Origin of the sequence: Tengunoibacter tsumagoiensis, assembly GCF_003967535.1 — a bacterium.
Taxonomy (GTDB): Bacteria; Chloroflexota; Ktedonobacteria; order Ktedonobacterales; family Ktedonobacteraceae; genus Tengunoibacter; species Tengunoibacter tsumagoiensis.
On sequence record NZ_BIFR01000002.1, the window covers coordinates 911486 to 935836 of the forward strand.

The 24351-nt window shown below is 48.5% G+C and carries 25 protein-coding genes and 2 pseudogenes; 17 read left to right on the forward strand and 10 right to left on the reverse strand.

All coding sequences use genetic code 11. The features are described 5' to 3' along the window. Nucleotides 1-119: 119 nt before the first annotated feature. On the reverse strand, nucleotides 120-353 hold the full coding sequence (locus tag EL628_RS31100; RefSeq protein ID WP_371859682.1) for a hypothetical protein: 234 nt from the start codon (nucleotides 351-353) through the stop codon (nucleotides 120-122). Between the two features lie 20 nt (nucleotides 354-373). Here EL628_RS31100 and EL628_RS31105 point away from each other — a divergent pair, with 20 nt between their 5' ends. The 4 genes from EL628_RS31105 to EL628_RS24030 all read left to right on the forward strand — a co-directional run bounded on the left by EL628_RS31105 (nucleotide 374) and on the right by EL628_RS24030 (nucleotide 1856). After that, entirely contained in the window at nucleotides 374-505 is a 132-nt protein-coding gene (locus tag EL628_RS31105) for a transposase (RefSeq protein WP_443098314.1), read from the forward strand. Then, nucleotides 502-999, forward strand: coding sequence for a hypothetical protein (locus tag EL628_RS31110; RefSeq protein WP_371859683.1), 498 nt, complete (start codon nucleotides 502-504; stop codon nucleotides 997-999). The genes EL628_RS31105 and EL628_RS31110 overlap by 4 nt, the downstream gene beginning before the upstream one ends. A 116-nt stretch (nucleotides 1000-1115) precedes the next feature. Next, nucleotides 1116-1385 (forward strand): hypothetical protein, encoded by a 270-nt coding sequence (locus tag EL628_RS24025; RefSeq protein ID WP_126582544.1) that lies wholly within the window; start codon nucleotides 1116-1118, stop codon nucleotides 1383-1385. A 105-nt stretch (nucleotides 1386-1490) separates the two neighbouring features. Further along, on the forward strand, nucleotides 1491-1856 hold the full coding sequence (locus tag EL628_RS24030; protein ID WP_126582545.1) for a hypothetical protein: 366 nt from the start codon (nucleotides 1491-1493) through the stop codon (nucleotides 1854-1856). A 156-nt stretch (nucleotides 1857-2012) separates the two neighbouring features. On the opposite strand, the gene EL628_RS24035 is transcribed toward EL628_RS24030, so the two are convergent. Beyond that, nucleotides 2013-2585 (reverse strand): IS3 family transposase, encoded by a 573-nt coding sequence (locus tag EL628_RS24035; RefSeq protein ID WP_126582546.1) that lies wholly within the window; start codon nucleotides 2583-2585, stop codon nucleotides 2013-2015. A 125-nt stretch (nucleotides 2586-2710) separates the two neighbouring features. Here EL628_RS24035 and istA point away from each other — a divergent pair, with 125 nt between their 5' ends. Together istA and istB are read left to right on the forward strand one after the other, a co-directional pair. After that, the gene (gene istA, locus EL628_RS24040) at nucleotides 2711-3943 is read left to right on the forward strand and encodes an IS21 family transposase (protein ID WP_161975730.1); all 1233 of its coding nucleotides are present in this window, start codon (nucleotides 2711-2713) and stop codon (nucleotides 3941-3943) included. Then, nucleotides 3940-4725, forward strand: a complete 786-nt coding sequence (istB, locus tag EL628_RS24045; protein ID WP_126582548.1) for an IS21-like element helper ATPase IstB — start codon at nucleotides 3940-3942, stop codon at nucleotides 4723-4725. Before istA ends, istB begins: the two co-directional genes overlap by 4 nt. A 78-nt stretch (nucleotides 4726-4803) precedes the next feature. Here the strand turns inward: istB and EL628_RS24050 are convergent, their stop codons facing one another. Then, nucleotides 4804-6417, reverse strand: coding sequence for an ISL3 family transposase (locus EL628_RS24050; protein WP_126582549.1), 1614 nt, complete (start codon nucleotides 6415-6417; stop codon nucleotides 4804-4806). Between the two features lie 69 nt (nucleotides 6418-6486). After that, nucleotides 6487-6675: a hypothetical protein gene (locus EL628_RS24055; protein ID WP_126582550.1), complete on the reverse strand. Its 189-nt coding sequence runs from the start codon at nucleotides 6673-6675 to the stop codon at nucleotides 6487-6489. Between the two features lie 374 nt (nucleotides 6676-7049). Between EL628_RS24055 and EL628_RS24060 the strand changes: the two genes are divergently transcribed. The 4 genes and pseudogenes from EL628_RS24060 to EL628_RS31115 form a co-directional block, all read left to right on the forward strand. Next, entirely contained in the window at nucleotides 7050-7304 is a 255-nt protein-coding gene (locus tag EL628_RS24060; RefSeq protein ID WP_126582551.1) for a hypothetical protein, read from the forward strand. Nucleotides 7305-8414: 1110 nt separating this feature from the next. Continuing rightward, nucleotides 8415-8654: pseudogene (locus tag EL628_RS24065) on the forward strand (transposase); the annotation flags it as partial. A 168-nt stretch (nucleotides 8655-8822) separates the two neighbouring features. After that, nucleotides 8823-9485 (forward strand): hypothetical protein, encoded by a 663-nt coding sequence (locus tag EL628_RS24070; protein WP_126582552.1) that lies wholly within the window; start codon nucleotides 8823-8825, stop codon nucleotides 9483-9485. A gap of 112 nt (nucleotides 9486-9597) precedes the next feature. Next, nucleotides 9598-9803: pseudogene (locus EL628_RS31115) on the forward strand (hypothetical protein); the annotation flags it as partial. 228 nt (nucleotides 9804-10031) lie between these two features. Here EL628_RS31115 and EL628_RS24080 read toward each other — a convergent pair. Continuing rightward, nucleotides 10032-11219 (reverse strand): helix-turn-helix domain-containing protein, encoded by a 1188-nt coding sequence (locus tag EL628_RS24080; protein ID WP_126582553.1) that lies wholly within the window; start codon nucleotides 11217-11219, stop codon nucleotides 10032-10034. Between the two features lie 163 nt (nucleotides 11220-11382). Between EL628_RS24080 and EL628_RS24085 the strand changes: the two genes are divergently transcribed. From EL628_RS24085 to EL628_RS24105, 5 genes are all read left to right on the forward strand, one after another. Then, the gene (locus EL628_RS24085; protein WP_126582554.1) at nucleotides 11383-11643 is read left to right on the forward strand and encodes a hypothetical protein; all 261 of its coding nucleotides are present in this window, start codon (nucleotides 11383-11385) and stop codon (nucleotides 11641-11643) included. Beyond that, on the forward strand, nucleotides 11618-11995 hold the full coding sequence (locus EL628_RS24090) for a hypothetical protein (RefSeq protein WP_126582555.1): 378 nt from the start codon (nucleotides 11618-11620) through the stop codon (nucleotides 11993-11995). The genes EL628_RS24085 and EL628_RS24090 overlap by 26 nt, the downstream gene beginning before the upstream one ends. A 209-nt stretch (nucleotides 11996-12204) precedes the next feature. Next, nucleotides 12205-12402, forward strand: a complete 198-nt coding sequence (locus tag EL628_RS24095; protein ID WP_126582556.1) for a hypothetical protein — start codon at nucleotides 12205-12207, stop codon at nucleotides 12400-12402. 150 nt (nucleotides 12403-12552) lie between these two features. Continuing rightward, entirely contained in the window at nucleotides 12553-12858 is a 306-nt protein-coding gene (locus EL628_RS31120; protein ID WP_371859685.1) for an HNH endonuclease, read from the forward strand. A 230-nt stretch (nucleotides 12859-13088) separates the two neighbouring features. After that, nucleotides 13089-13556 carry a macro domain-containing protein gene (locus tag EL628_RS24105; RefSeq protein ID WP_126582557.1) on the forward strand — a complete coding sequence of 156 codons (468 nt, stop codon included), beginning with the start codon at nucleotides 13089-13091 and terminating at the stop codon, nucleotides 13554-13556. Between the two features lie 324 nt (nucleotides 13557-13880). Here EL628_RS24105 and EL628_RS24110 read toward each other — a convergent pair whose 3' ends face one another. The 5 genes from EL628_RS24110 to EL628_RS24130 form a co-directional block, all read right to left on the reverse strand. After that, nucleotides 13881-15083, reverse strand: a complete 1203-nt coding sequence (locus EL628_RS24110; protein ID WP_126582558.1) for a hypothetical protein — start codon at nucleotides 15081-15083, stop codon at nucleotides 13881-13883. A 256-nt stretch (nucleotides 15084-15339) separates the two neighbouring features. Beyond that, a complete protein-coding gene (locus EL628_RS24115) occupies nucleotides 15340-16188 on the reverse strand; it encodes a hypothetical protein (RefSeq protein WP_126582559.1) in 849 nt (282 codons plus the stop codon). Continuing rightward, complete coding sequence (locus tag EL628_RS24120) at nucleotides 16185-17912, reverse strand: hypothetical protein (protein WP_126582560.1); 1728 nt, start codon at nucleotides 17910-17912, stop codon at nucleotides 16185-16187. The genes EL628_RS24115 and EL628_RS24120 overlap by 4 nt, the downstream gene beginning before the upstream one ends. 243 nt (nucleotides 17913-18155) lie before the next feature. After that, nucleotides 18156-21683 (reverse strand): DNA-directed RNA polymerase subunit beta', encoded by a 3528-nt coding sequence (rpoC, locus tag EL628_RS24125; RefSeq protein WP_126582561.1) that lies wholly within the window; start codon nucleotides 21681-21683, stop codon nucleotides 18156-18158. 133 nt (nucleotides 21684-21816) lie between these two features. Next, nucleotides 21817-22536: a hypothetical protein gene (locus EL628_RS24130; protein ID WP_126582562.1), complete on the reverse strand. Its 720-nt coding sequence runs from the start codon at nucleotides 22534-22536 to the stop codon at nucleotides 21817-21819. Nucleotides 22537-23209: 673 nt separating this feature from the next. On the opposite strand from EL628_RS24130, the gene EL628_RS24135 reads away from it, so the two are divergent. Together EL628_RS24135 and EL628_RS24140 are read left to right on the forward strand one after the other, a co-directional pair. Then, entirely contained in the window at nucleotides 23210-23404 is a 195-nt protein-coding gene (locus tag EL628_RS24135) for a hypothetical protein (protein ID WP_126582563.1), read from the forward strand. A gap of 225 nt (nucleotides 23405-23629) precedes the next feature. Further along, nucleotides 23630-24181, forward strand: a complete 552-nt coding sequence (locus EL628_RS24140) for a peptidase inhibitor family I36 protein (protein WP_161975731.1) — start codon at nucleotides 23630-23632, stop codon at nucleotides 24179-24181. Nucleotides 24182-24351: the final 170 nt, after the last annotated feature.

Here is a 24351-nt window from a genome sequence, read left to right on the forward strand (position 1 = left end):
TTTCTTTTTTTTGCATTGTCCTTTCGAAAGGAGATCGATATGAAGCCTTCACAGCATACCACATCCCAGCCCGTTGAGCCAGCTTTGCAGGAAATCAGCGGTTGGTACCAGAGCATGCATCACCGCCTGAGCCCCCGCTTTGCTCGATCAGAAGTCCACCAGCACATGCTCTGCAAGCCATCCTGAGCGATATTCCGCGCAAAAATGGGTGGCAAATCGCGGAACACGCCCGGCAGGATCGACCCTACGGCATGCAACGGTTGCTTTCGCGTGCTGTCTGGGATGAAGACGGTGTGCGTGATGACCTGCGAACGCTGGTGTGTCAGAGCTTGCTTCCCACCCGTTCTGAGCACACATCTCCCCCGTCCCGGTCCTGGTCATCGACGAGAGCGGTTTTCCCAAACGGAGACGGCATTCCGCTGGCGTGGCTGCTCAGTATTGTGGGCGCACCGGCTGCGTCGAGAACTGCCATATGGGCGTCTTTCTTGATGATAAGTGGAATTGAAAACAATTGCCACTTATCTCCTATTACGTAGCTTTGACACTCGTTCCTCTCCTATTCTTAAATGCCTTGATGACCCCACGATCGTGTCATCCTTCCTGGTCTACGCACCTGCTGACACACCGTTGTCGCTCATGGTTCAGGCCATCGGTGCTCGTTGGCGCATTGAAGAGGACCTGGAAGCCTGCAAAGCACTGGGTCTGGATCAGTATGAGGTGCGTGGGTACCGCAGCTGGTATCGCCATCTTACGCTCGTCTTGCTGGCCCAGGCCTTCCTCTTAAGCATCACGGTTCAGGCGAATCTTCCCGTTTCGTCACCAGGACCACGTTCCCCACGCATCGCTTTGACCACCTCGGAAGCCCGTCACCTGCTGGCCCACCTGTTTTTTCCAGCTCCCAGCAGTGCATCGCTGATCTGTCAGTGGTCACTTTTTCGACGCACCCACCAGTATTGGGCGGGCTACTATCACCGTCGTCGCCGTGCAAAAAGCGACTGAGTTGGCTTTTCCCTAGGCCCAATCACCGATCCTCTCATTTCCCGGGAGTTTTCCGGGGAAATCATTCAGCTCACGCTTGCTTTTTGGTGTTTGTTTTTCACAAAAGGAGTGTTTCCATGACGTTTATCTCAGTTGCGGAAGCGGCTACCCATCTGGGGATTAATGTCAAAACGCTGCATCGCTGGCTGGCGGATGCACATCTTTGTCTGCAAAGCCATCCTCATGATGGCCGCAAAAAAGGCATTAGTGACCAGCAGCTCCTGCTGCTGGCAAGCCAGCATCATCGATCCACCCCCTCCCTTCCTTCGGAGCCGCCCGCACTGCCAGATGCACTGCTCACCTTGCCAGAGCAGATCACCGGATTGCAGACGCAGATCGCGGCATGACAGCAACAGGTGGCTGATCTCACGCACCTCTTCACACAGCACGTGTCCATGTCCACCATCCACACAAGCACACTATTGTCCAAGACTGCCAAGGCGGACAAGCCGTTGTCCAAACCCACGCCTGCTCGTGCAGCACCGAAGAAGCCTGCCAAGCCAGCACACGTCATCGCACGCGTCGAGTATGCAGAACACGGGCGCTACGTGGTCACCTGTCCCAAGCACGGTGTGCTGCCGTTTGAGCCAGATACACAGGAGTGGTTTGCCTGGGTGGTGGAGCAGGAATCATTTCGCTTTGTGGGCAAAGAGGGGTATTTCACGACCCATCATTGGTGGAAGGTGCCTCAGGGAGCCTGGCGAGCGCATCGGAAGATCCGCAACCAAACGCACTCACTGCGCCTGGCACCCAACCAGGAACTGACGATTGCCGTCCTGGAGCTGGCTGCGCAACAGATCCAAGCACACCTCGCCTAACGACAGGGGCATGGTCCTCGTATTGCTGAGCTTTTGGGGCTGGCGTTGGTCATCATGCTTCAAAAGAAGTACCACTGTAGTGCTGCCTTTGGTTTCAAGCCCGACTGGGCTCCACAGGGTTGGACTGCACCCAAGAGACCACACCACAAGTAGGTTTCAGGTGAGTAGTTGTTGATAATACATCAGCTCAAATTCGTCAGGAGGTCGATAGCCCAGAGCCGAATGAAGCCGTTTTCCATTGTACACGGTCATCAAAAAGTGCTCAATATTGGCTCGTGCGTCCTCTAAAGAGTCATACTCGTTCATCAAAATCTCTTTGGTTTTGATGGTTTTCATGAAACTCTCGGCATGGGCATTCTGATAGGGATTGCCAACCGCAGCCATACTAATGCGGGCTCCCACCTCGTGTAAACGGTTGACATACGTGGTGTTGGCATATTGGACTCCTTGATCAGAATGGTGAATGAGTCCTGGTTTCACATCACGACGCTGTAACGCCATTTCCAGGGCCTGGAGCGTGAGACTGCTCTCGAGACCACGACCTCGATGCCAACCGACACATTGGCGTGTCCATATGTCAAGCACACACGCCAGGTAGACAAACTCGCCTTTCAGGCGAATGTACGTGAGATCGGCCACCCAACAAAGATCGGGAGCATCAAAGTGAACACCAGCAACCAGATTGGGATAGCGACGATAGCGATGCCGTGAGTCCGTTGTGTGAACCACCTATCGTTATTAGCGCCGATGGTATACTGAGCCGAAGTTAAATTGACCAACCCCCAAGAAGGCTGTACTCTGGAGGATAACAAAATCAAATCCCCAGGAGAACAGCCATGCTTAGGAGTCAGACAGTGAATACGATACATGATTTGCACGCACAAGGGAAGTCTATCCAGGAAATTGCTCAGCAGCTGGGCATTTCGCGGACAACCACGCGCAAATATCTCAAACATCCAGAGGCAGTTATCCGGAAACCGCGCTCCAAACAACCTTCAAAACTTGATCCTTTTCATGAGCAGATCAGACAATGGGTTATGGAAGATCATTGCACCAATTGCGAGGTTCTCTTTGAACGTTTGCAGAAAGTAGGATACACAGGAGGCATGAGCATTCTCAAAGCCTATGTTCATCCGCTGCGCCCGGCGGTCGCAGGCCATGCTCCCGTTCAGCGCTATGAAACGAAACCGGGAGAACAAGTCCAATTTGACTGGGGCGAGTTTGTCTATGAACATGATGGCATTTCACATAAATTCTATGGATTTGTAGCTATCTTAGGCTATTCCCGCATGCGCTTTGTGACCTTTGTCAAACGGTGTGACACACCAACACTCATCCGTTGCTTAATGGAAGCCTTTGAGTCCTTTGGTGGATTAACGAAGACCGCACTCACCGATCGCATGAAGAGCGTGCTGTTAGAAATGGAAGACAACAAACCACGTTGGAACCCTCGTTTTGCCGATTTCATGGTTTCTATCGCCGTTGTAGCACGTGTCTGTAAAGCGTACACTCCACAGACCAAAGGCAAAGTTGAACGCACCGTCAGCCATGTCAAAAAAAGTTTCTGGGCCGGAGTGGTCTTTACCGATCTCGATGATCTCAACCGTCAAGCCTATCGATGGTGTGAGCGCATCAACGCTCGCGTTCATCGAACCACCCACGCTCGTCCGATTGATCGACTCGCTCAAGAGCAGCTTCGATCCTTACCAGAGGCCTTTGCCTGGGAACGCTTTGCCTCCGAAGAACGCAAAGTCACCTGGGATGGGTATGTCTCTTACGATGGGGTTCTCTATGGATTGCCAGGTGCGCTCGAACTGGCAGGCAGATTCGTGCAGGTACGTGAGCGCAAAGGGCTGGTGTCATTCTGGTCGGCGGGCGTTCAGGTGTTTGAAACCGCCAAGCGACCTCGTTCCCAAGACAGCGTTCCCCATGCCGAACAGTGGAGTATGGTGGCATCTGTCTCAGAGATACGCCGGATGCCGGTCCCCGTTGGCCACTTGCAACAGGCTCCTGAAGTGGAGCGTCGTTCCTTACAAGAGTATGATCAGTATTGTGGGGTTGAAGCAGTGAAGGAGGTGTTGGCATGAGCGGAGCCTACAAACAACTCAACTTGACTCAATTGGAGATGGTTCTGCCCAAGCTTCTGGAGCAGGCTCGTCGCGAACAATGGACCTATGAGACGTTGCTTGAACGTGCGCTCACTGCTGAATTGGATGGACGCGAACGCAAGGCGATGGCTCGGCGCCTCAAAGCAGCGCGTATTCCCGGAAAGAAGACCATCGATGGGTTCGATTTTTCCTTTCAGCCAACCCTTTCTGAGCGACATCTGCGAGAACTGGCAGATCTTTCTTTTGTCAGAACAGGTACCAATGTGATTTTTTTGGGCCCTCCAGGAACCGGAAAAACGCATCTGAGCTTGGCATTGGCGAACCAGGCACTCGCACAAGGTCATTCGGTGCTCTTTACCACGTTAGCAGAACTGGCACAAGCGCTCGAAAGTGCATCACATCCAGGGTTGATGCGGCAACGCGTGCGACGATACATCGCTCCCAGTTTGCTCGTGATCGACGAAGTGGGTTACACCACGTTATCTCAGGAGCAAGCTCACTACTTCTTCGAACTGGTCACGGCGCGCTATGAGCATGGTTCGATCATTCTCACGTCCAATACCAGTTTTGCTCAATGGGGAAATCTGCTGGGAGATGAGGTCCTGGCCACGGCACTTCTCGACCGACTCTTGCATCATGCCGAGGTTATTGCTATCAATGGGCGTAGCTATCGCATGAAAGATCGACAGGGTGATCGTGGAGATCTCTCAACCCAACCGGCTCGCACACCCATCGGCGCACCATCAACTGGCGTTCGTTAGTCGGCGTTTGTGACAGAGTATTTTCAAGAAGTCATTTTATTAGGGGGGACCAATTTTCGACCGGCTCGCAAATGCGGCTCATGAAACTTTTTGGTGAAGCATTTTTTTACGCAGAAGAGAGAAACTTGCTCGACCATACATCAGCCTTTTGTGTGTTTTGATTTTGTTCACGGCTCCTTCTACTGGCCCCTGGCTCCAGGTATAGGTTAATCCCGCCCGAACAGCATCATAATCTCGGTCAATCCCATTCACAAAGCTGACAAGTTCTGTAATCTGACTCTGCCGTACCTCCTTCATCCATCCATTCAGGAGATCAGGTTTCAGTTCACGCACCAGGTGAAGAAACGAGTGAAGGAAGCGATGAATCTGGCAGATTTCTTGAGACTCCTCAAAGAGCTTTGCCAAACAGCGTTTCTCTTCTGGTGTGAGATCCTCTTTCCTTTTCGCAAGCAACCAGCGCAATTCCCTGGCAGAAAGCGTTGAGGGAACTGGCCTCACTGTGATGGATTGCGGAGGCTGTTTTAGGCCCGGAAGCCCTCGACGAAAGCGTGTGACAACATCCTTCACAATACTGATACCTCCTTGGAAGCCTTTCTCCTGTAATTCTTCAAAAAGCTGGAGTGCAGTAGGCATTTCGTCATTCCAGCGTTGACACACATACTCATAATAGGGATCAAGCAGGCTCGGCTTTCGGGTGCGTGGAGCAATGCGGACTGGACCCTCGATGTGAAGATACTTTCGAACCGTTCCACGTGCCAATCCAAGTTCAGCGGTAATGGCATGCCCACTTTTGCCCTGTCGGTGCAGTTCCCGTACCTTTTCGACAATCACTTGTTTTCTCTCAAATGTAGCCTGAGAAAGACGTTCCTGCTTTCTTTGTTCGTAAGCTGGTTTTTCCTTTTTATCTAAGGCCGGAGTTGGTGGAGAAGGTGCTGGAATGGACAGTGGTTGCCGTTTGAGGTAGCTTTCAACAGCATCCCCAAGATTTTTGCACACATGCCATCGATCTGCACATTGAATCGCTTGTGGGGCCCCTTGTGCAGCTCCATCAGCATAAATCCCATCGCGATCTCGGCTCACGATCTCGATTTCGGGATGCGACTCCAACCACTTTTTGACACTTTTTGCTTCTCGATCTGGGAGGAGATCAATAATAGCATGTGAATCTAAATCAACAATGACCGTTCCATAGCGTTTTCCACGTTTCCATGCAAAGTCATCAATTCCCACATGCTCCACTTGACCAACAGGCGTGATCTGAACCTGTTGCAAGGAAGATAAAAAGGTGGTTCGAGAGAGCTCAATCCCTAATTGTTTGCCTAAACGTGCGCCTGCTTTCGCATTGAAAGCGCCCACGATGGCTTGGACGATGCTTCGCAAACGGGATGTGAGGCGTGACGATGGTTCCAAAAAGTTTGGGAGCCGTTCCGTAAAGATTTTCTGGGAGCACTCCTGCTCCCGACAAAAGAACTTTTTAACCGACAGTTCCAGGCGTACGACTTGCCCAGCACAGGGCAATTCCAGCGGCTTTCGCCGATAATAACTATGAATCGCGCTTGATGGTGTTGAGCAGAGAGGGCAGGCGCAACTCGAACGATTGGAGACAACTCGAATGTGTACTCCCTGAACGGTGGTGCTTATTGCAATGATTTCAAGCCCATCGGGTAAGGGAAGTAAAGGTGTGGTAGGCATTCCCTGGCTACACTTTCCATGTATTTTATACAGAAAGTGTAGCAGGCCAATGTCCTTTTTTCCAGGGCTTCACCAAAAAGTTTCATGAGCCGCAAATGCATCGGCCTTGACAGGATAGCCAAAACGCGCAGCAAGCGTCATAATCCATGGTCCAATTGCGGCCTGATCATCTACCTGTACTCGATGCACGCGCATTGCGGTAGGATCAATCATCCCACGTTGGGGGCGTTGCTCGATAATGATCTCTCGTCGTGCCATGCTCTCTTTCTCCTGGTTTCTCATCCTGCGAACAGCATCCTGGTCAAGGATGGGAAAAGGACAATCAACAGGAGTGAGTATACCAGCTGAGGAGAGGGAGCAGCGGGGGAGGGCAGGGAGAGGTAGGAGGAGGTAGAGGGGCGATGGAAGCGAAGGGCAAAGAAGAGGAATGAGGGGGAGGTGTGAGACCATGTCTCTCATCCGTTGATTGTTGCTCAAGATCGCCTGCCTTTGTGCTGCCTCTCCAGTATCATCAATACTTTCCCCTCTTATCAGCTAGACTTCTTGTAAAGCATGAAAAGAACAAACCTCACTCTCCTTGCTTCACAGAAATGTCAAAGCAAGAGAGTGAGACAACCGAGAGAGGAAGAGTGATGGCGACAAAGGAAACCGAGCTGACTCCAGCCAAACGAAAGCGGCTTCTCAAGAAGTTTGGTCCCAGTCCAAAAGGATATACGACCAGAGAACTCGAGCAATTTCTTGATCTGCTCTACGGAATGTATAGTCATGTCTATACTGCCTCCCAACTCTCTGAAGTGGTAATTAGTGATCCATTTGATCGATCTGAGACTCCTCGACAGATCAAGTTGGTGGAATTTACCGATTGGCTAGAAGCAGTATTATTGTAGCCAGGGACTTTAACCCTTGCAGAGACATGTGTGCCTCTGCCAGGGCGATCCCATTCCATTGTCCACCCATCTGTTCTTTTAATGTTAGGTAGGAGAGAGACCATTGATCCAGGAATCATTGGCGCTCATACAGTTACAGAATCTCATCACGAGTAGCAATGGTTACCTGAGAAAGAAGGGAGACATAAAACGTTGGGGGAATAAGAAGTCTGAGACGTTCTCTATCTGTCATTCTTCAGCCGGTTGCCCGGTATTGCTTTCGTGGCCTGGGCCTACCTACCTGGAGCGACAAACCCTTGCAGGAAGCACTTCCTCTTCCCTAGATATATGCTTACTCAAATGAACAGAGATGAGGCATATAATGAACCGTAATTCAGTTCCCATACACGGCTTTCATTCTGGGCGGGGATGTCATACAGCTCTAACAGCCATACGAGACGACTCTCAGTGGGAGCGTCCAAACGCTCTTTGCGGTAGGCGGGCAGTTGCGCCCCTGAAGACGAGAGTTCAGGCAATCAAACGTTGACCATGCTACACGAGTCTTGTGGTACCAACCCTGACTCCAGCGTTTTTACCTGTTACTGCTTTCCCCTTTGCCTTTTGGCATCAGTTAAGGAGGTGATCCTAGAACCATCCTTCGAGTTCTAGCTTAGTGCCTGGGTGATACCATACCGCATGATACGCCGCACTCAATCTCTGCTGAGAAGCAATGGGTATTTCGCCTCAAGCAGAAACATCCCTCAACGCCTTGCTTCTTGCATTTCAATCTCTGCCGAGAAGCACCAGGTATTTCACCGCAACATGCTTGAGTGTAGGACTATCGTACTGGATGTTTCAATCTCTGCCGAGTGAGGGGTGCAACTAATTCATTTGTAGAGATTTGGCTAGCCCTCGACTCTCAATTCCAAACGACTTTCCACAAAAACAAGAGCAACTAATTCAAGAGTTGGATGCATTCCGTTTTTTTCGCAAAAGTCCTTTTTGCTTGACAGAAAGGGAGCTCCTTGTGCAGAGTATTCATAACCTAAATCAACTCAGCAAAGGGGTCTCATCTTTATGATACCCGCATTATCCCTTTTTGACCAGTCCACCATGGCTTCCATCCTTTGCCGAGTAGGAGAGCAACTTGATATATGGCTTGCCAAGGCCGAAGAGAGTCAGATCCCAGAGCTGCGGAGCTTCGTAGCGGGCATCAAGAGAGACAAAGCCGCTGTCAAAGCGGGTCTCACCTTGCCTCAGAACAATGGGATTGTTGAGGGAAAGGTTCACGAACTCAAACTGATTAAACGGATGGAGTATGGCCGCGCAGCATTCCCCTTACTACGTCAACGTGTGCTGCATGCCTTGTAAAGACGAAAGGGAAATCATAAAACATCGGTCTGTTGCAGAAAACAAACGAGCATCACCAAAGCTGTGCCAGACCCTTTGCGCGCGTCAAATAAATTGAAAAGCCTTGCAAATATACGAGCTTCAAGTTATACTTGAAGCGAGACGACCATGTGAAGAAAAAGGATGCTCATGGAGACACAGCAGCAAGACAAGCAACGGATTCGGCGGCGCGAGAAGATCATGGTTGTAGGCACAGGCTGTCACACTATCTTCTTTCTGGCGGCTCTGTTTGTTCCTTTTGTCATCTATTTGATGATTCCAGTCTTCCAGACAGTAATAAGTGTAGGTCTCTTTGTAGGTCTCTGGCTTTTCAGCTGGATGGTGACATACATACTGGTCGCTTTCGTTCTGACACGGTATATCACTACTACCTTTGCACTCAAACATGCATGGCTTTCACGCTATGGAATTGAAAGCAAAGCAACAATTACTCGATACGACGTGAAGCGGCACGTTACTCCATCAGGAGACGAATACCCCTCTCTGTGCTTCGAGCTGAGCTGGTCTCATCCTATCAGTTCAACCCCTATTTCTATCTGGAAAAAGCTTCCTTCTGATGTTTGCCGCGAACGACACTCTTATGATCATAAAGAGTTATCTGAAGAATGCCTACGCCAATTGGAATACTTCAAACCTGAAGCTCCTTTTACCGTGCTTTGTGATCCTACTGATCCTTTCTTTTTTCTGACCATTCATCCGATCAAGCCTTCTCACTATCCTCTTCCTACTCCTCAGGGACATCATCTCAGCGTAGCACGTATAATACTGAGAAGACCTGGTAACACTCTCTAGTCAACTGTGTTCTAGAACGACTCGCGTTTGAGCCCTCCCCAAACGTAGAAATCAGGTCAGTGATGCAAGGGACAACCACTAGACCAGGAGGTAGCGAGGAGCATACGCTGCGCTCCTCGCTCGTTTGGGACACAGGAACGAACAAGTTATCCATCCCTATTAGAGCGTAAACCGTTTCCAATGGCCTTCGGAGACCACTTCGACGGCTCCATCGATCACTTTGATAGCGGTCTGATCATCAATTGCATACGCTGGTACACCCACTTCAGCGGCCCTTTTTCTGTATTGGCAAGGGAATTGTCCGGCATCTCCTCGTGATCCAGGTGCGGAAATATCGAAAAGCCAACCACCCCCAGCGTCTCATCGCCGCCGGTGGGCGGCTTCCACCTAACAAAGTCCTCCCCGATCCTGGGGGTCATCATCATACTCTGAGGTAAGACTAGGATCACTGTAAAAATCGTAACTATTCAGAAGGGTGACGTGAAAGGTTCATTTCATGTAATTGCCACTGCATTTGCGACTTTGTCACACTTCTGAATAGTTACGTTAAAAAAATAGCTCCTCTAAAGCATTCACTTTGTTCTCATGAGGCCAGCGGTTAAGCATTCCTTGATGTGTTTCAGCCAACTTACTTAAGTAGAGGCGGGAACCTGTTACACGAGCAAGTGATACGCCTTGTTCTATGTAGTGGCAGCTCCCTTCTAAATCGCCCATATCACTAAACGCTTGAGCATGGTAGTATCTCAGATCGACATGTGTCAGTGGGTCAGTATGAGCCTCTACAATATGTTTATCAGCATGCCTAAAGCTTTTGACGGCCTCCTCTGGTTGTCCTAGATAAAGGTGCGTTTGTCCAGAGCCAAAGACATGTAAAGAATACTGAGTAAAGTTTGTGTAGGGAAATGCAGGGTCATTTGCTGGCTTGTCTGGATAGTGTTCTTTGGCTAATCCAATATAGGATAATGCTTCAGACTTTTGTTGCATCATGCCAGTAACCTCTGCCATTCCTGCATAGGTTCTTCCTCTTAGGAGGGGGGTTACTGTGTTAATGAGAGGTGTTGTCTTTTCATAGGCATTAAGAGCGTATTTGGGTTGTTTCTTATGGAAGAAGATATTTCCGAGACGGATAGAGGCAGCCACATATAAATTGTTATCTTCCGCAACTTGTGCATACTGAAGGGCTTGTTCGACAGCACTACGCGCTGTGCCAAAGTCCTCTTTATCTGTACAAAGTTCGGTATAGAGCTGATAGGCTTGCGAACAAAGATGAGCGGCGAGCTTTCTGTTTCTGGTATCTTCTTGTACGGTTTTTTGTAGTTGAGGCAGGTAGATATGTAAGTATGGCTCAATAATATCGGAATTGCCGTTGAAGTAGAGACGCCAGCACATTTTCAGGCTGTGCATACATTGGAGCAAGTAGTCTGATCTCGGTATGAATGGAACCCCGGTTAATGCAGCTCCAATAGCTAACATAACTTCTCTTCTATTTGGGTCTGATTCACTCTTCTCTTTCTGAGGCTCATCAATAAAGCCTAGTTCAAAGCTATCAAGGCCAAACAAATCACAAAGTTTTTCCTGATAGTGCAGACTTGGTACTCGTTTTCCTGTTTCCCATCTGCTGATTGTTGCCTCATCAGGAGCTTCAATAGCGGTAGCTACACGCGCCTGGGACCAGCCCTTTTTTTCACGTGCATGTTTCAATCGTGTATTTGGTATTTTCTCTGCCTTAACCATATTCACACCGCCTTGTCAACTACACAATAGATAGATAAGCTTTATAGGATTATAGCATAGAATAAACGGCACATCAAAGAGGAAAAGTTTGACATGTAAACGGAAATTCACTACCGTATTTTTACTGTATCCTATTTTTAACGGGATAACGATTAGGGAAAGGATGCATTTTGTGCCTGCTAGCGAGATACAGCGGATGAGAGAAAGACTTGAGCAGGAAGCACAAGGGGCAAGAAACGGGCTCTATGGTTTCTCTGTTGTCTCTAGTCATGAGGCAATCACTGCACGAATGGAACGCATGTATGACTATTTAAAAGGTCTACAACAGGCAGGAAAGCATGATGAGGTGAGAGCCTTTTTGATGAATGACAGATTATGGACTGAAAAGGAGTTGTTTGATGGATCAGACACAAGAAGCAGTTAAAAAAGCGGTAATTATTAAAAATTGGAACTCTGTTAGAGTACTACTCGAGATTTATCTCCGCCGCGAGTTATTTGCAGTAAGAATCTATGATAACCACTTAGCTGCACTAACTGAACTTCCACAGCTCACCATCAAACCGGACCTCATGGTGATTGACCTGGATAGCAACAATCTGTCGAGCATCGTTACGGGACTTCACTCCTGTTGTCCGTCTACCAGGGTGATTGTTCTGTTAGATGAAAAAGATGTACAGGTTGTTGAAGAACTACGCCATCTACCCAATGCATGTATCCTATTCAAGCCTTTTATTGTCAAACAATTTTTGAATTTGGTTCAGGGGGGTCTATGTTAAGCCGACGAAAAAGACTACGCGATATACCAGTAAAGAAAGACAAACCCACTTCCCAAGCCTCTTGAAAAAGGGGCTCTAGACACAGCCACATGGGCCCGTGATGATCCGTACTGGTAGAGGTTCCTGTGGCGGTGCCTGGAGCTCTAACAAGCTACCAGGACTCTATCAAGGAAGAAAGATGTTTGTCATTACTATTGATGGAGAAGTAGGTGAGGGGAAAGAAATTTTACTGTGATATTGATGGTGTACTTGCTGTCATGCTTTCACAAACAGGATTCAAGCCTTTTGTCGAACACTACACAAAACTTCTTGCTATTCCAGATCGGCTTGCTGATTATAGCGACTTGATCGTCCATCCCGTATTTCAAGACTGGTACTCTACTCATGAAGAGAAAGGGAGCAATTAATTCATTTGTAGAATTCCCTTGTTGATTGATTTCGCTCGACTCAGAGTACGTACATTTATAACTATATAGGTCAGGGTATTGAGATTTTTCACTGATTGAGCATTGCGCACCTTGGGTCGTTCAAATGCCAACTCTTTGGTTTGACTCTTGATGCGTTCGCAGCTAGTTGGAGGAATACAGCTTATCCCGCAACCTCAAACGGTGATCTGGGATCACCTTCCAAAACCACTCAACACTGGCACAGAAATCCTTCAGCGACTTCTGGCAAATGAGTGCGAAATCTGCAAATCTCCACAAGATGTGGAGGCCCACGATATCAGAAAACGTGCAGATCTTCAGGTAAAAGGAAGACGAGAACAGCCAGCCTGGATGAAGTTGATGGCAATGCGACAACGAAAAACGCTTGTTGTTTGTCGCTCCTGTCACATGAAGATACACGCAGGGCAACCAACCTGAACCATTTCGGGGAAAGAAGCACTGGAGGGTTAAATACAGCGAAAGCGGTATGATCAGTTCGGAGGGGCCGAAGGAAAAGGACGCAACCGCAAACCTCGCTAGCACCCTACCCGGCGCAAACAAGGTTGTTCTCTGCCTGGGGCCATGATCGCTGTCTTTACCCAGTCCCTTTTGCCTGTGGCATGGGGATCTGAGGAATGACCCCTTTGTTCACAGATATGAGGTGATGTATGGCGACGCTCTCTTATCGCAAAGATAACATTTTCGACTCAGCGGCCCAGGTGATCGTTAACCCTGTGAATTGCAAAGGTCACATGGGGAAAGGTCTTGCGCTGGCTTTTAAACAAAGATATCCAGACATGTTTGCAGTCTATCAACAAGAGTGCCGCGAAGGGAAACTGCGCATTGGCCAGCCGACCCTCTACAAAGCGAGTACGCCCTGGATCCTCAATTTTCCGACAAAAGATCATTGGCGCGACGACTCAAAGGTTGAATACATTGAGGAAGGTCTTCGGTATGTTGTCGACCACTACAAAGCGCTCGAGATCCAAAGTATTGCCTTTCCTAAGCTGGGAGCAGGGCTTGGCAACCTCTCTTGGAACGTGGTCGGACCGCTCATGGTCACCTATCTCAGCCTGGTAGATAGTGATGTCTTTATCTACATCAGCGAGGAAGATCAAGAATACCTCCTGAAGTAACTTCCCTCACGTGGTGGCAATGTCTCGCAATTGTCGTTGCCTGAGGGACACCTGAGTAGTGACGAAAAAGCAAAGGCTTTACTGAGAGAGTCATTTTGATGACGGCTGAAAAACAGGGGGAGGAAATAGGAGCGCCGGGAAGGAAGATGTGCTCTCTGTACGGAGCAATCTAATGCTCTGTATGAGGCTTTGGCACTTAGCATGATCTTGCATCACTCGGAAGGTTGCCATTTCTTCTTTGAGGAGGAAGAGGAACGATCTTGACAGATCTCTGCCATCTTGATCGTTCCTCTTCCTCATTTTCCAGGTTCAGTTTATCGCTTGTCAAAGAGAGGGATTCGTTGCAATATCAGGAAGGGTCGTGGTATCGAGCTCATAGGTGTTGACAAGCCAGCCAGTCCCTCCCATGGGCGCATTTTCACCTTGATTCTGTGGAGGAACGCGTACCAAAATCACTGTCATATGATGCAGAAGAGGCTGGTTTGTTTTCGGATCGATTTCCAGCCCTTCGGTACGATTTTTACTGGTCGGATCAATCTTTGATTGAAGGAGTTCAAAGGGAATGCTGAGCCAGGCAAATTGGTCTGGTTGTCCCTGAATCGGTACGATCTGAAATTTGAGGAGTGCAGGTTGAGCCTTTGGCACGACCTGTTGAATGATCTGAGAGGTCTGTATCTTGTTGTAGAGGACATTATTGATCATGCGGACGTCATTGTTCACAAAACGGGTTTTTCCGCCCGACGTGAGCAAAAAGGTTGAGCTGGTAAGTGTCCCACTATGATTGGTTGGCGTCCCACTATTGCGGTAATCATAGCTCATCTCTCGATCGGTAAAGGTGCTCCCCGTCCTGAATGCTTCAACTGCATCTCCAACGGTGAGTCCAGCCTGTGTCCATCCACTCTGGCTCAGCAGTTGTGTCGATGGAAGCGTCTCTGAAGGAGAAGTGCCTGTGTTTGAAACTCCTTGATCTGGATGTGAGGGAGCAGATGTACTGGCCACAGGTGATTTTGCTGGTGGGTGTGTTGAGGATGGTCCTTGTGTCGACATTCCTGTTGGACTGGATGATGTTCCGTTCGTGTCCTGAGGAGGCATCGTGTTTCCAGATAGCGTATTTGGAGCAGTTGTTGCCTGGGCAAAGACAAACAAGCTTGCGCCAATAATCGTGATGAGCACAACACCCCCAATAAGCAGCACTTTGAGCAGTTGAAACGTGCCCCAGTGTTTTTTTGTGATCGGCGTGGCTACTGGTGGTGGCGTCCCCTGACCTTGAGCGTTCGTCGTCGCAAGCGTTGGCATTGCAGCAGAGTTCTGAAACGGTAAGACGAATGGGCTCCCGTGATTGCCCTGCTCATCGAGAAGGGGAAGATGGAGATCAGCATCGTCTTCTTCTACCGTATAGAAGAGCGGAGGCTGTTTGCCTGATGGGGTTGGTTTCCCTCCCTGAAGTGGTGGTTGGGAACCAGATAGCGATGATATTGGGTTGAAGACATTCTGCTCTTGAGAATCCTGTGGTGGTGTGTTCTGCATGAGATAACCTTTCTTCTCCAGAGAGTACCTGGCTTAAGATGCTCTGTATTCTATCCATGAAATGAATCTTGGAGTGTTTCTGCACTCAAGAATGAGTGTACAAAGCATCTCGGAAGAGTTGGCAGGGAGGTGAGGTGCACCGGAGTGGTGGGAGAGGGGAAGGGAAGGTTCAGCTATTTTTAGATTGTCGAGGCGTAGGTCTCATGACGCCTTTTTCTGTTATCCTCGCAATTCTCAATGCTGTTCCCATGTGATTTTAAACAATCCGAAGGATGTGTGTAAGCGAGGTATCCAGGCTTTCAGGTATACTTGTCACGTAGATGTGTTCGCCATTCCAATACACTCCAGGCGCTGTAGCTACGGTCTCTAAGAAGGAATGTGTACCCTGGCGCGAGAGGAGTGTGTTCAGTCGATCGATAATTCCATCAAGTGTTGATTGGGATGTATCGATCAGGAGTAAGGCAATAGCTGGTTGAAATATCGATGCTCGTTGGAGAAATGCAGAAAGCTCCTGAGTACTGACATGTGAGGTTGATTTGCATTCTATCGTGAGCGTGAGATGATCAAGAAGTGCAACAATATCAAGATCTCCACGCTCATACCCACGATAACAGGTGACACCATGTCGTACTGGAACGAGATGATCAAAGTGTGGATTGCGTCGAAACCATTCAGCAATATACCATTCAAGCGTATGACCAAGGTCTCTGATCCCAAAACAGCGAGCGCCCCTTTTCCACCTGTCCTGGTCTTCTCTCAGGAGTTCCTGGTCCTGCAAAAAGGTCTGGATGGTGTGCCAGTCTGCATCATTGGGAAAAAGAGCGTGCATCGATGCTTTTAAACAAGGTCTTTGAGAGAGTAAGACACGCAATAGTCGACGAAAAGCGGTTTTGCTAAAGAGATGATAAAAGGTGGTATCTGTATACGTGGCTCCGTTGGGACAGAGGAGCCAGCTCTGTCTCACGACATCGGGATCGCTATAGATTGGGCGCGTCGTTGCGACACTCAATCCACGTTCTCGCATCTGTTGAAAAAAACTATCTCCTGTAATCACTTCGTTTCGCAAGGAGTACGGGACAGGAATGGCAAGAGTTGTCTGGTTCATACATGTTCATCTTGACGAGATGGAATCTGAGAGGAGAAGCGATAGGCGCTCGTTGTCCTTTTGGCTTCGATCACATCACTTTCGGTGTCCCGATCAGGTTTCCAGTTTCCCTCAGAAAGTGTTGCCATACGTTCTTTAAACGCTAAATAGACCTGATCAATCATATCTGGATTGCCGAGTTTGCCAAGCTCGACGACGCAACGGCGCATCGCACGTGCAGCTCTGACCACCCGTTCACCATCTTTGCCTGCCCGATAGGCAAACTTCAATTTTTGATCCCAACGCGTATTAACGGCATACATTGCATAGTCATGGAAGAGCTGAGCGGCTCTTCCAATGTGATGCCGACGGTGCTCCTCATTTTGCTCAACGGACAGATTGGGATCAAGAAAGCTCTTCCCCAGTGCACTTTCATAATTTGCCATGATCAAGAGTGCATCTAAATATTTGTCTCGATAGAGCGTGACTGGCTCTTTGACCCAGGCTCCAAACTCTTCAGGGAACTTCTCCAGGAACGATTGAAGGAAGTCACCAGGATAAGCACCAATAAGATTCTGGCACGCTTCTATGACCCACTCAGGAATGGTGCCATTAAGCTTCTCGTCCAGGACACCTTCTTTGCGTGCAATCTGGATCGCATGATAAAGATCATCAATTTTTTCCAGGTCAATCACTCTACAAGATGGGTGGAGCCAATAGAAGCCTGGTTCATTACTGAAGAAATCAACGTCTGTTGTGACCTGATGGCCGTTCTTTGCTAATTCTTTGATGGCGCGATCTAAATCCTGTCGAAGATATCTTTTGGCGGCATCGAAGACTTCTCCAAGTTGATCCGTATTCATTTCACGTCTTTTTCCACGAGCGAGCACATAGGTCAACATTTTGTCGCGGTCAACTGACGCCCCTTGTTTCCAGGCAATGTAGGCAAGTTGAATCAGGCGAATTGCATTCTCCCCTCTCCGTAACTTCACTTCTATACTTGTCCCATCATCGGCGCATACCCAACAACGTATGTGCTTCAAGAGTGTTAATGTGACCGGTTTTGAGAAATCAGTGGGTTCTCGTGATTTCTGTAAGGAAAAAAATGTTTTCGATCCCTCTGCTGGGATGATTTTCTCCAGTTCCTGGGGTTGTAAAGGGACATCAACGACAGGTGATTGCAAGATCTGTTCTGCCTCTATGGCCTTCTCTTCTTCTCTCTCCTCTCCATCTGCACCGTTTTTCGACTTTTCAGAAGCGTCTGGTGGAGACCAGAGAGGGTTTGTCATTGGTAATGGTGTGATAGGAAGATGTGCCTGTTGCCAGGGATTGGTTGGATCTTGCTGGAAGAGGGGAGGGGCAGCGATAGGCCTTCTTGTTTCCCATTCTTTGTGTGGGCTCTGATGTGCGGTCATTCGTCGTTCAAGTTTGTATCGAGGTTTTTGGGTAGTTTCCTGCATTGGTCGTATGCTTTTTGTGCTATGGTCGTTTTTTCGTAAGGAGAGCCATAATTCCCCTATCAAGAGAAAGACCCAGACCCATCCTGCCGCAAGGAGGAAACTAAGAAGCGGGGAAAGAATTTTTACAATAATTGCGGTACGCACCAGTGGAGAGAATTGGGATAGTTGATCCAGCAGCGATAACGAGGGAAGCCATATCCGAATGGTCACCAGGATAGCTATCAGCATCCCAACAGAGCATGCAACAATCAAGCGTGTTCGAGTATGCTTTCCTTCTTGAGGCATATCTCACTCCTTTCATAGAGATATGGAGGATCTCATAAGGCAGCTATGAGATTTTTCTCGATTTATTGAAACCGCGAAGCATTTTGTTCTTACACCTTCCGCCTTGTTTATGATAATTTACAGCATTTGCAACTCTATGATTGCAACAGGGCAAAAAAAGTATCTTGATAGAATCAAGTATACAACAAATTATGAGCTGTGGTCGATGATTGTACAGGTGAATAGTGTTCTCTGCAATTTCTTCTATAGATGTGATTTTCCTTTGTCATCCTGTGTCAATAAGATTTTTCCCACGATGAGGCGCTCCTTCAGGCCGACTAAATTATCCTGCTGGTGCCAGATTGCAGCGCGGGAAAGAACACGGCTCATATCTTGAAATGAGGCAGCTGCAATCCAACTGGCTGTATGCAAAACGGTATTCGTCAGTCCAAGCAGGTGTGGTTGGGCCACTGGTGGCTGACCACCTTGTGCTAGAACGGAGGCGACACACTGTAAGAAGGTAAAGCGGTCAATAATCGAACCAGGGAGGAGGTCGGTGTCTCCGGCATCACAGACGAGCACATGTCTCAGCATTTGTCGAACAATGACCTCGATATGTTTATCATGAATCACTGCACCAGTCCCTCGATAGACCTTTTGTATCTCCTGAATAAGGTAGCGTTGTGTCATGTCTTGTCCAAGAAGTTGGAGGATATCGTGAGGATTGAGTGGTCCTTCGACAAGGGGGGTTCCTCTTTCTATACTTTGTCCTTCTTGAACGACTATCTTTCGCCTGAATGGAATAGTTGTGATCCATTCTGCTGGTTCCTGGCTGTTTGTTGAGGTAAAGTGAATATGATATCCTCCTGTCTGTGGCTCTGTCTCGATCTGTTTTACGATGCCACTTCTTTCTGCCATTGGAGCTGCTTGAGTTGGAGGATGCACTTCAAAGAGATCATTGACCCGAGGTAAGCCTAAGGTAATGTCAGATGCATTGTTGGCGATTCCACCTGAATGAAATGTTCTCATTGTCAATTGTGTTCCAGGTTCTCCAATAGCCTGTCCTGCCAGGACTCCAACGGCGACTCCCAATCGGATGAGTTTTCCTGTTGCCAGATCTGTGCCGTAGCAGGTCTGACAGATCCCATAGGGAGCCTGACAATAGAATGGAGAGCGAACACGTATATGCTCAATACCGCTTTGCAGGAGGGTATCAACCAGGTGTTCATCGAGGAGGGTACCAGCAGCAACATTGCCAGTGTGCTCTGCCAGAACTCTTCCGATCATTCTGCTGCGCATCGTTGGAAGTCCCATGCGGTGGGATTCTTCATGCGTAATAAGCAGGCCTTCTCTCGTCTGGCAGTCTCTCTGGGTGACAATCACTTCCATACCAGCTTCGACAAGACGGCGCGTCAGGTATCCGCTCATGGCTGTATTGAGACTTCTATCCATGAAACCCTTTCGAGCTCCAGATGCTGCAATGAAAATTTCCCAGACAAGTAAGCCGAGGCGATAGTTCGAGAGAACAGGAATAGGAAGAATTTTGCCTGAAGGGCTCGCCATGAGTCCACGAATTCCACTCAGCTGACGGATTTGCTGGAACTTCGCCTTTGTTGCTCCTGATTTGACAATGGTCATGATGGTTCCAAAGGGGTCGAGGACATCTTTGAGCTTTCCACTAATCTCTTCAGTAATCTGCGTCCAAATCTCAATAGTCTGGCGGTACCATTCATCATAAGTCATTTCACCAGTCTTATAGAGTAGATCACCTTCACTCACTTGCTTCCGACCCTTTGCGATCAGCGTTTCTCTTTCTGGGGGAATTTTAATATCACTGATGGCGAAACTTATCCCACTTTTCGTTGCATAGTGGTAGCCAATCCGTTTGATTTCATCCAGCAGGTGAATAGTGTCCTCATCCTTCCCTGTTGAGATACACTCTGCAAGAAGCGCTTTGAGTGTGTCTTTCGTCATTGGATAGTTGCGATACCCAAGTTGCGCAGGTAGGATATCATTGAAGAGCACTCGTCCAATGGTGGTTTCAACACGTCCATGCGCTGGATGCGTTGGTTCTGCTGGTGGTGGAGCAGTATAGACAAACATATCACCAATCCGCACCTGGATTTGTGTATGGAGATCGATGTGCCCCGCCGTATAGGCAAGTCGTGCCTCGTTTCTATCGGTGTAGACATGCCTGCCCTTTTTTGAATCTGGCCGATCCTCTGTGAGATAAAAACAACCCAGTACAATCTCCTGACTTGGAGAGATTGACGGTTCGCCAGAGGCAGGATGACGTACGTTCCTGGTCGAGAGGAGGAGCCGATGAGCCTCCTCCTGAGCTCTTTGGGAGAGTGGGAGGTGAACTGCCATCTGATCGCCATCGAAGTCCGCATTGAATGCTGAACAGACAAGAGGATGCAGTTGAATAGCTTTCCCTTCAATCAAACGAGGATGAAATGCCTGAATGCTTAAACGGTGTAAGGTTGGTGCGCGATTGAGGAGAACAACACGTTCGAAAAGGACTTCGTCGAGGACATCCCAGATCAGCCCATCGCGCTGTTCCACCATGCGTTTTGCCTCTTTTGGGCTGCGGGCATACTGATGGTCCAGGAGCTTCCCAATGACGAATGGTTTAAAAAGCTCATAGGCCATCTCCTTAGGTAATCCGCACTCATGAAGTTTCAGGTTTGGCCCTGCAACAATGACAGAGCGCCCTGAGTAGTCTACTCGCTTCCCCAGGAGATTTCGACGAAATCTTCCTTGTTTGCCCTGTAACACATCGGTCAAACTTTTCATGGGACGACGGCGAGAATCGGTTGTTTTTTTCTTTTTGTGCGCATTATCAAATAGTGCATGACAGGCCTCTTGAAGAAGACGGCGCTCATTGTTCAAAATAATTTCCGGGGCGTTTTGTTCAAGAAAGCGCTTCAGACGATTGTTGCGATGAAGAATATGGGAATACAATTCATTCAGATCGGAAGAAGCAATGCGACCTCCATCTAATACCAGGAGCGGCCTGAGTTCTGGAGGAAGAACAGGGATGGTAGATAAGATCATCCAATCAGGATGTTGACCAGAAGTACGAAAGGCATTGATGACGTGCAGACGGCGGATCGCTTTTTTTGCATTGGCTCCTTGAACTGCGATCTCCTGCTGAAGCGTTGTTGCAAGTTGGTTCAGGTCAAGGGTTGCTAAAAGATGGTGTACGGCATCCCCTCCCGTCCTGGCGATGAAAATCCCAGGAAAAAGCCGAGATACTGTTTGATAGTGTCCCGTTTCTAACAGATCTCCAACAGTGAGTTTGAGGAGGCGCTGATAGGCTTCCTTTTCATGCTGATCACCAGTATCGTAGAACTGATCGTGCGTGTTCCGTCGTTGCTCTTCGTCAATCTGTAGAATAAGGTAACGTTGATAGGTGAGGAGGGACGCAACTTGCCAGGGAGAGAGATCAAGCAATAGACCAATTGTGCGTAGATGCCACGGATGAGCAACAGGTGTTGCCAGGTCAATGTGTCCCATCCGTTCTCGGCGTACGGCTGCTGGCGCAAGTTCTACTCCACATTTCTCACAGATGATGCCTGGCTGTCGTTTATAATGGTATTTGCCACACGTGCATGACCAGTCGCGTATCGGTCCAAAGATGACCTCGCAGAAAAGACCATCTTTGACAGGTTTCTGGGTTCGAAAGTGAATAGTCTCTGCTTTAGTGACCTCACCATGACTCCAATGATGAATGTCTTCTGCCCTTGCGAGACCGATGCGAAGTGCTGCAATAGTATCAAAGTCTCTCATGGCTTTTCTTTCCTCACTCTTTGTTGTGGTCTTCTCTCTTTTTTTCCTTGTGGTGAGAACTGCTTTTGGTACCCACTCCTCAAGCAGTTCTCAGGAGGGAATTGCTTCTTCTAAAAAAAAGTATTCTTAGCGGTTAATTGCCTTTGCCAGACCAGAAACGTCTCAAGGGAGATTGCTGAAGCTTTTGCTGTTCAAGCAGACGAAAAAAGTCATCCTCCTGTTCCTTCCACTTTGCTTCGTTGGCATCATAGATCCTTTGCAGATCTGCAATCTCTGCTTCATACGCCTCAAAGCGACTTTGTAGGACCGCAATAATGGCCTCCTCATCGCTTGCAAATCCTTCACCCTGAAGTTCACCCCATTGCCATTCCCAGGCATTCATATGTCTCTCTTCTGCAAGCAGATTTTGGAAGATCTTGATCCCATGTGCATACAGCCACTGTCGAAAACGAGGCCATTGCTGGAGTACACCCTCTGTATACCAGGGGAGTGGAGCAGGTGCGTAGGAAGGGGAGGATTCCCATGAATGCGGAGGTGGCACGTATGATTGATCTGCTTGAGACCACTGAGATGCCGTTTCGCCTAAAAGTGCGTTATGTTGCTTCCACATTTCCTGATACGATTGGTACATCTCGTGTTGCGTATCGACCAGGTAAAGCGTCTTTCCATCCTTTGCTTGCTCTTTTTTTACCCATCGTTCGCCGTTGGAATAGGCCTGTTGAACTATTGGACTCATGATGTTGGGAGAAATTTCAAGGAAGGCACAGATTTCATGGAGAGAGACCCAACAAGGGACGGTATTGTGGGCTTCTTCTGGTGGCTGCTTCTCATCAAAAAAACCGCATCCAATCATAAGAAAAAATCCTTTCTGGAAGGTATGCACCATAGCTGTATCTGGTTTGTGTCTGTTCTCAACTGCCTGCATTACATGTGGTATTCATCGAGGAATGATGTGCTCCAGACGAAGAATGCGGTGGACCTCGAATCTTTTGAACCCATGACCATAAGTGGTTGCTTGTTCTCACAAATTGTCTCCTGATGCTTGAATGAGCGTGATGAAATGGGTAATGTGATCACGTCTGATTGCCTGTGTATCATCAGCATAGAAAAATTGCCTGGTGAGCCTCGGGGAAGGTGAGGTAAAGGGAGGGAGGGAGGGAGTGGAGGAGTAGGTTCCCCCGGACTGACCAGGCCAGCGTTTTCGTCGATGGTAGGCGCTGCCCAGGCTGTAGTTGTCCATCGAGAATGCCCCAACGCATCTAGAGATAGATCTGGCGATGCAGAGGTAGGATCGAGGTACGTAGAGAACCAGGGCTGCAAAGTGACCCCATCAACATACCCTAAAGTGACCCTTGTCACAAGGTTATTGCGTCCGTATACTTTGAACATATGATCTAATAGAGTGGCAGCCCGACTTCTCAGTGTCTGAAGATGGCTGTACAGCTCTCTTGGACATAGCCTCGGGTACATTTGAAAAAAACACCTCTTTACAAAGAAAGAAGATGTTTGAGAAAGGAAAAGGTTCAATGTTTCGACGTTTGTTATGGTTAGGGGTCACTCTCATGATGAGCCTGCTGGTCTTTGGAGCCGCTCGCCTGCTCCCTCCTCCGCTACGCGTTCTCCCTGCCACACAGTCGCATGTTCTGTTTGTGGGGAGTCAACCTCCAGGGCAATCGAGAAGCTACAATCCACAACCCTATCCGGAGTGGATTGGTGGTTAGAGACAACGATTGGAGTGCCCCGGACAACCGTTGTTTGAGGACGCGCTTCTGACCACGCAGAGTTCCTCTGCATTCGCTCACCCATCAAGGACATATAACCCTGGTCTTCGTCACACTGTTATTCTGGGCCTCTTGCTTAGTATGAGCGAAAAGGCAACTATTCTATCCTTCTCAGAGAAAACCAAACAAAATGCCAGAAAAACTCATGCAAGAAAGGAATATCGCATGAAAGTGATTCAACGTCTCTGTAGTTTTGGCGCAAGTATGCTTCTCGTCCTTGTGTTCTCTGTGGGCGTCTTCGGCACTAATCAGGCCCATGCAGCAACAATTCCTGTAAGCCAGACCGCTCATTCAGGTATACAACAACAGGTAGCTACCCTGCTCCAGCAGGTGCCCGGTAGCAAACAGACTGCCTGGAACGCTGTTTCTCTGGATAATGGTAAAACCATCGTGACCTTTACGACGAAGGCCTATTCCGTCGCTTCAGGACCGAGTAACTGCCGGAGTGGTTGGTTCTGCTTGTGGTATGACACAGGGTATACTGGGGCTGAGGTTCAGTCATCCTCCTATCGATGTGATAGTAGTAGCGCACTTGTGTTGCTGAACTACTTTCCTACCGATGGACTTGGATCTTATATTAATTACAGTCCGTACACGTTAAAAATATACAATGTCTATGATTCGACCATCGATTACGAAAGCCCGGGTCATTGGTCGTCCAACACATCAAGCAACAACGATGTTTACAACGCAGCCTCCGTAGTGGAATCTTGTTAAGAAAGGTGTTTTGAACCTTCGATCTTCTGGTTGATACTCTGTTATTCTGAGGAGTGACAAGATGACGGCGGGAATACCAACGCGAAGCACTTCACGTTGGTATTCCCGCCTATGATGGTGGATATCCTCCCGCGTTGAAGCAAGCGAAGAAGCATTTCTTTGTCAGCGAT

Excerpts from the sequence above, each read along its gene's own strand:
- EL628_RS24025 (WP_126582544.1), top strand. The coding sequence starts at position 1,116 with ATGACGTTTATCTCAGTTGCGGAAGCGGCTACCCATCTGGGGATTAAT.
- istB (WP_126582548.1), top strand. The coding sequence starts at position 3,940 with ATGAGCGGAGCCTACAAACAACTCAACTTGACTCAATTGGAGATGGTT.
- EL628_RS24050 (WP_126582549.1), bottom strand. The coding sequence starts at position 6,417 with ATGCCTACCACACCTTTACTTCCCTTACCCGATGGGCTTGAAATCATT.
- EL628_RS24055 (WP_126582550.1), bottom strand. The coding sequence starts at position 6,675 with ATGGCACGACGAGAGATCATTATCGAGCAACGCCCCCAACGTGGGATG.
- EL628_RS24060 (WP_126582551.1), top strand. The coding sequence starts at position 7,050 with ATGGCGACAAAGGAAACCGAGCTGACTCCAGCCAAACGAAAGCGGCTT.
- EL628_RS24070 (WP_126582552.1), top strand. The coding sequence starts at position 8,823 with ATGGAGACACAGCAGCAAGACAAGCAACGGATTCGGCGGCGCGAGAAG.
- EL628_RS24080 (WP_126582553.1), bottom strand. The coding sequence starts at position 11,219 with ATGGTTAAGGCAGAGAAAATACCAAATACACGATTGAAACATGCACGT.
- EL628_RS24085 (WP_126582554.1), top strand. The coding sequence starts at position 11,383 with ATGCATTTTGTGCCTGCTAGCGAGATACAGCGGATGAGAGAAAGACTT.
- EL628_RS24090 (WP_126582555.1), top strand. The coding sequence starts at position 11,618 with ATGGATCAGACACAAGAAGCAGTTAAAAAAGCGGTAATTATTAAAAAT.
- EL628_RS31120 (WP_371859685.1), top strand. The coding sequence starts at position 12,553 with ATGCGTTCGCAGCTAGTTGGAGGAATACAGCTTATCCCGCAACCTCAA.
- EL628_RS24105 (WP_126582557.1), top strand. The coding sequence starts at position 13,089 with ATGGCGACGCTCTCTTATCGCAAAGATAACATTTTCGACTCAGCGGCC.
- EL628_RS24110 (WP_126582558.1), bottom strand. The coding sequence starts at position 15,083 with ATGCAGAACACACCACCACAGGATTCTCAAGAGCAGAATGTCTTCAAC.
- EL628_RS24115 (WP_126582559.1), bottom strand. The coding sequence starts at position 16,188 with ATGAACCAGACAACTCTTGCCATTCCTGTCCCGTACTCCTTGCGAAAC.
- EL628_RS24120 (WP_126582560.1), bottom strand. The coding sequence starts at position 17,912 with ATGCCTCAAGAAGGAAAGCATACTCGAACACGCTTGATTGTTGCATGC.
- rpoC (WP_126582561.1), bottom strand. The coding sequence starts at position 21,683 with ATGAGAGACTTTGATACTATTGCAGCACTTCGCATCGGTCTCGCAAGG.
- EL628_RS24130 (WP_126582562.1), bottom strand. The coding sequence starts at position 22,536 with ATGATTGGATGCGGTTTTTTTGATGAGAAGCAGCCACCAGAAGAAGCC.
- EL628_RS24135 (WP_126582563.1), top strand. The coding sequence starts at position 23,210 with ATGTTTCGACGTTTGTTATGGTTAGGGGTCACTCTCATGATGAGCCTG.
- EL628_RS24140 (WP_161975731.1), top strand. The coding sequence starts at position 23,630 with ATGAAAGTGATTCAACGTCTCTGTAGTTTTGGCGCAAGTATGCTTCTC.